This is a genomic window from Flavobacterium sp., assembly GCF_043773265.1.
Taxonomy (GTDB): Bacteria; Bacteroidota; Bacteroidia; order Flavobacteriales; family Flavobacteriaceae; genus Flavobacterium.
In genome coordinates this window covers 1-4547 of the sequence record NZ_JAYVFH010000277.1, presented here as the reverse complement: position 1 = coordinate 4547, position 4547 = coordinate 1, and the positions used below count along the sequence as shown (strand labels likewise).

Genomic DNA, 4547 nt, shown 5'->3' with positions numbered 1-4547 from the left:
CAAATTTTTGACAATATCCAACTGCAATTCCATTATCAGAAACGCTAGTAAATGTTGCCGAATCATAACCTGCTGGAATATTAAATTGAGTAAAAGTATTGGTTGTTAAATTATACATAAATGGTCTGTTATCTTTATCACCAACCATTAAATTGTTATTATTAATTGCACTAACCTGATTTATACTACTATCAACAGGCAATCCACCAGGAATATCTGTAATTACAGAGCCGGTTGTCATAAATGCTGGAACTCTCAATGTGCCAGACGGTTGCGGATCATACCAACCACCTAAAATCCCTGTATTATTTACAGTATAACCAGCACTATATTCGTTTACTGGATTAGAAATTTGTTCTAAAGCGCTAGTTGTTGTATTGTATAAAAATGCTTGCTGATGACAACAATCAATAGACATTTGACCTGTAATAAAAACTCCATTTTCAGAAATTTGACCTAATGCAATAGAAGCTTCGCTTGTTACTCCAGTAAAGTAACCCATAGGTGTCCAAACGCTACTAGTTTTTTTATATCCAGGTTGTTCAATAATTAATGAACCATCACCATTTACATCATAAGGCATGTTTCCTATTAAATCTCCATTGTTGTTAATGCTTAATATTGAATTAGCATCAGCATCAATTGGAGTAAAAGAATCTGTTAAATAATTGTATGTTGCATTGCTTCTTATTGCATTTCCAGAGTCGTTTATATCTAAAAGTGAAGAGCCAAAACCAGTCATATAACGGTATTGAACTTGAGAGAATGAAGTGTTATTGAATAAAACAACAGAAAAAAACAAAAATAAAACTGATAGCTTAGTAAAGTATTTCTTTTTCATAATAAATTGGTTTTTAGTTCGTTAGTTCAAATGTAATGATTAAATATCAAATTAATAATGCTTGATTTAAAAATAGTATTAAAAAAAAATATTTTTAAAGATATATAATAATTAATGACATTTAAATTCATAAAAATCAAAAAAATGAGACTAATGTCATCAATAATTTATCATAAGGATATTATTTGTAATTATATTTATTGCAATAATTATAATTAAAGTTAACATTCTTATGATATATGAAATTGTTTTGATTATATTATTTAAATATATGAATTAGGAAATTTATTTTGGTTTTTATTTTAATTTCTCTCACTATTGTTTGTTCATCTTGTGGAAATAGATTGCAAATAAATTCAATTGGGCTTATGAAATAATTTTGGTTAATAAAGAAACTTTAAAAAAGGCGAATTTAAACTCGACGATGATATTGTCATTACAGTAAAAGATGACTAATAAGTTGCTCCCAAAAAAATATAAACTTTTTTGGAAGTTTTTTTATTTAACAATTTTTGGGCTAACAATTTGAACATTATTAAATACAATTGCACCTTTAATAACTCCAGCAATTGTAGTTCTTAGAGCATCAATAATATGAATTTTTAATTCACTTTTAGCATAAATTAGACTAACCTCACGAGCAGGTTTAGGCTCAATAAAATGACGCAATTTTAATTTGTCTGATTCTTTTAAATCTAAAGTATGCAAATAGGGTAAAAGTGTAGTTCCCAAACCTTCATCAGCTAGTTTTATTAATGTTTCAAAGCTTCCGCTTTCTATTTGAAAATGACTTTTTTGTGCATAATTGGTATTTTTGCAAAGATTTAAAACACTATCTCTAAAACAATGTCCGTCTTGAAGTAATAAAATTTCATCAATATTTAAATCCTCAATTGTTATCTCTTTTTTATTAAAATTATCATGATTCTCAGGAATGTAAGCAACAAAAGGTTCAAAATATAAAACTACTTCTTTAATTTTTTCTTCGTTTAACGGAGTTGCAGCAATTGCAGCATCAAGATGACCATTATTTAATTTAAAAATGATGTCTTCGGTATTTAATTCTTCAATAATCAAATTTACTTTTGGATATTTCTTGATAAAAATTTTCAAAAACATTGGTAAAAGTGTAGGCATAATTGTTGGAATTATTCCTAAACGAAATTCGCCACCAATAAACCCTTTTTGTTGATCAACAATATCATTAATTCTATTGGCTTCGTTAACAATATTTTTAGCTTGATTAACAATTTTTAGTCCAATATCTGTAAGTTGAATTGGTTTTTTACTTCTGTCAAAAATTAAAATAGATAGTTCTTCCTCAACTTTTTGGATTTGCATACTCAATGTTGGCTGTGTTACAAAACATTTTTCGGCTGCAAGTGTAAAGTTTTTATGTTCTGCAACTGCTAAAACATATTGAAGTTGAGTAATTGTCATTGTATAATAAAATTTGATGCAAATATAAAAACTATCAATTTAATTTATAATAAGTAGTTGTTAAATTTTAATAATGTTAAAAAATAATTAAAAACAAGAATTTACATATTTCAATTCTTATTTTAGCCAAATGAAATTTTTAGCAAGTACTTTATTAGTTCTTTTTATTACTTTTCTATCAGCACCTATAGTAGTTATGTTGATAGAGAAGAGTGCTGATATTTCATTAATTTATGATTTGTCTGAAAAGGAAAATCAAAAAGAAAATAAAGAAAATAAAGAAAATAAAGAAATAAAAGCAGATTTTACTTTTAAAAATCATATTGAGTTTATTGCTTTTAATTTTAATTATTCTAAAAAAATCATTTCAGAAAATGTTTTAAAACATGACCTTATTTCTGAAGAAATCTTCATTCCACCACCCGAATTAGTTTAATACATCAGATTTCATTTTTCGCATCAGCGGAACATTTATGTATTTAACTAATTTATGGTATGACAAAAAAAATCAATATTTTTGCTAACCTCAAATCTGACTTTGCTTCAGGTTTAGTGGTTTTTTTGGTGGCATTGCCACTATGTTTAGGAATTGCACTTGCGAGTGGAGCTCCATTATTTTCAGGAATTATTTCGGGTGTAATTGGCGGAATTGTAGTTGGATTTTTAAGTAAATCACACTTAAGTGTTTCTGGTCCAGCTGCGGGTTTAACCGCTATAGTATTAACTGCAATTACTGATTTAGGTGCCTTTAATGCTTTTTTATTAGCCGTTTTATTAGCTGGTATTATGCAACTTTTACTTGGTTTTATTAAAGCAGGTTCCATATCAAATTATTTTCCAACTAATGTTATTGAAGGAATGCTTGCCGGAATTGGTGTGATCATTTTTTTAAAACAAATTCCACATGCTTTTGGATATGATAAAGATTATCAAGGCGATTTAGCTTTTCTTCAACCCGATGGAGAAAATACTTTTTCCGAATTGTTTCAAATATTTGGACACATTCAATTGGGTTCAGTAATTATTACTTTGATATCATTAACTATTTTAATAGCTTGGACTAAAGTTGAATTTCTTAAAAAATTAAAATTAGTTCCAGCTGCACTTATTGCTGTAATTGTAAGTGTTATAATGAATGAGTTTTTCATTTTATCGGGTAGTAGTTTATCTATAAAAAGCGATCATTTGGTAACTTTACCTGTTCCTAATTCTTTTGAAGAATTTAAAAGTATATTTATCCTTCCTGATTTTGCTTCTATTACAAATTCAAAAGTATGGATTGTCGCTATCACAATTGCTGTTGTGGCTTCAATAGAAACTTTGTTATGTATTGAAGCTGCAGACAGAATGGATGCTCAAAAGAGATATACAGATACTAATATAGAACTAAAAGCTCAAGGTATTGGTAATATTTTAAGTGCTCTTTTAGGAGGTTTACCAATGACTTCTGTTGTTGTTAGAACTACGGCTAATAATACGGCTGGTGCAAAATCAAAAATGTCAACTATTATTCATGGTGTTTTATTATTAATTAGTGTTTTAGCTATTCCAACTATTTTAAATAAAATACCTTTAGCAACTTTAGCTGCGGTATTATTAATGATTGGATATAAGTTGGCAAATCCAAAAACACTTAAGCACTTTTGGGAAAAAGGGAAATACCAATTCATTCCATTTATGGCAACTTTATTAGCTGTTGTTTTTACCGATTTATTGAAAGGAGTTGCATTAGGAATGATAATTAGTGTCATTTTTATTTTGAAAGGCAATATGCGAAGAGCTTATAAATTCAGAAAAGAAGAATATCATGATGGCGATGTTATTCATATTGATTTAGCACAAGAAGTTTCATTTTTAAATAAAGCAGCTATTAAATCAACATTAGCATCAATTCCTGAAAATTCTAAAGTAGAAATCAATGCTACCGATACAGTTTACATAGCACATGATGTCTTGGATTTAATAAAGGAATTTAAAAAAGTTAACTCCAAAGAAGAGAATATCAAAGTTAAATTAGTTGGTTTCAAAAAAGCATATGGCTTAGTTGAGACTGGCGAAGAGGAAAAACACGTATTTGTAGAGCACAAATCAAATAATTAAAAATCAAATGAAAACATTAAATAAAGAAATGCAAGCAGCCATTACACCTTCAATGGCGATAGAAATTTTAAAAGAAGGAAATAAAAGATTCATGAATAATTTAAAAGCCAACAGAAATCTTTTAGAACAAGCCAACGAAACTTCTGATGGGCAACATCCATTTGCA

General features: G+C 28.0%; 4 protein-coding genes and 1 pseudogene. 3 read left to right on the top strand and 2 right to left on the bottom strand.

What is annotated here, in order from left to right; translation table 11 throughout:
- Positions 1–841: hypothetical protein (locus tag ACH2BO_RS14475; protein ID WP_395045443.1), on the bottom strand; the 841-nt coding region annotated here is incomplete at its 3' end.
- A 498-nt stretch (positions 842–1339) separates the two neighbouring features.
- Entirely contained in the window at positions 1340–2281 is a 942-nt protein-coding gene (locus ACH2BO_RS14470) for a LysR substrate-binding domain-containing protein (protein ID WP_395045442.1), read from the bottom strand.
- A gap of 130 nt (positions 2282–2411) precedes the next feature.
- On the opposite strand from ACH2BO_RS14470, the gene ACH2BO_RS14465 reads away from it, so the two are divergent.
- From ACH2BO_RS14465 to ACH2BO_RS14455, 3 genes and pseudogenes are all read left to right on the top strand, one after another.
- On the top strand, positions 2412–2717 hold the full coding sequence (locus ACH2BO_RS14465; RefSeq protein WP_395045441.1) for a hypothetical protein: 306 nt from the start codon (positions 2412–2414) through the stop codon (positions 2715–2717).
- Between the two features lie 59 nt (positions 2718–2776).
- The gene (locus ACH2BO_RS14460; protein ID WP_395045440.1) at positions 2777–4381 is read left to right on the top strand and encodes a SulP family inorganic anion transporter; all 1605 of its coding nucleotides are present in this window, start codon (positions 2777–2779) and stop codon (positions 4379–4381) included.
- 7 nt (positions 4382–4388) lie between these two features.
- Positions 4389–4547, top strand: a pseudogene (locus tag ACH2BO_RS14455) (carbonic anhydrase); the annotation flags it as partial.

What these genes read in the sequence shown, in the direction of transcription:
- ACH2BO_RS14465 (WP_395045441.1), top strand. Translation starts at nt 2,412, where the DNA reads ATGAAATTTTTAGCAAGTACTTTATTAGTTCTTTTTATTACTTTTCTA.
- ACH2BO_RS14460 (WP_395045440.1), top strand. Translation starts at nt 2,777, where the DNA reads ATGACAAAAAAAATCAATATTTTTGCTAACCTCAAATCTGACTTTGCT.
- ACH2BO_RS14470 (WP_395045442.1), bottom strand. Translation starts at nt 2,281, where the DNA reads ATGACAATTACTCAACTTCAATATGTTTTAGCAGTTGCAGAACATAAA.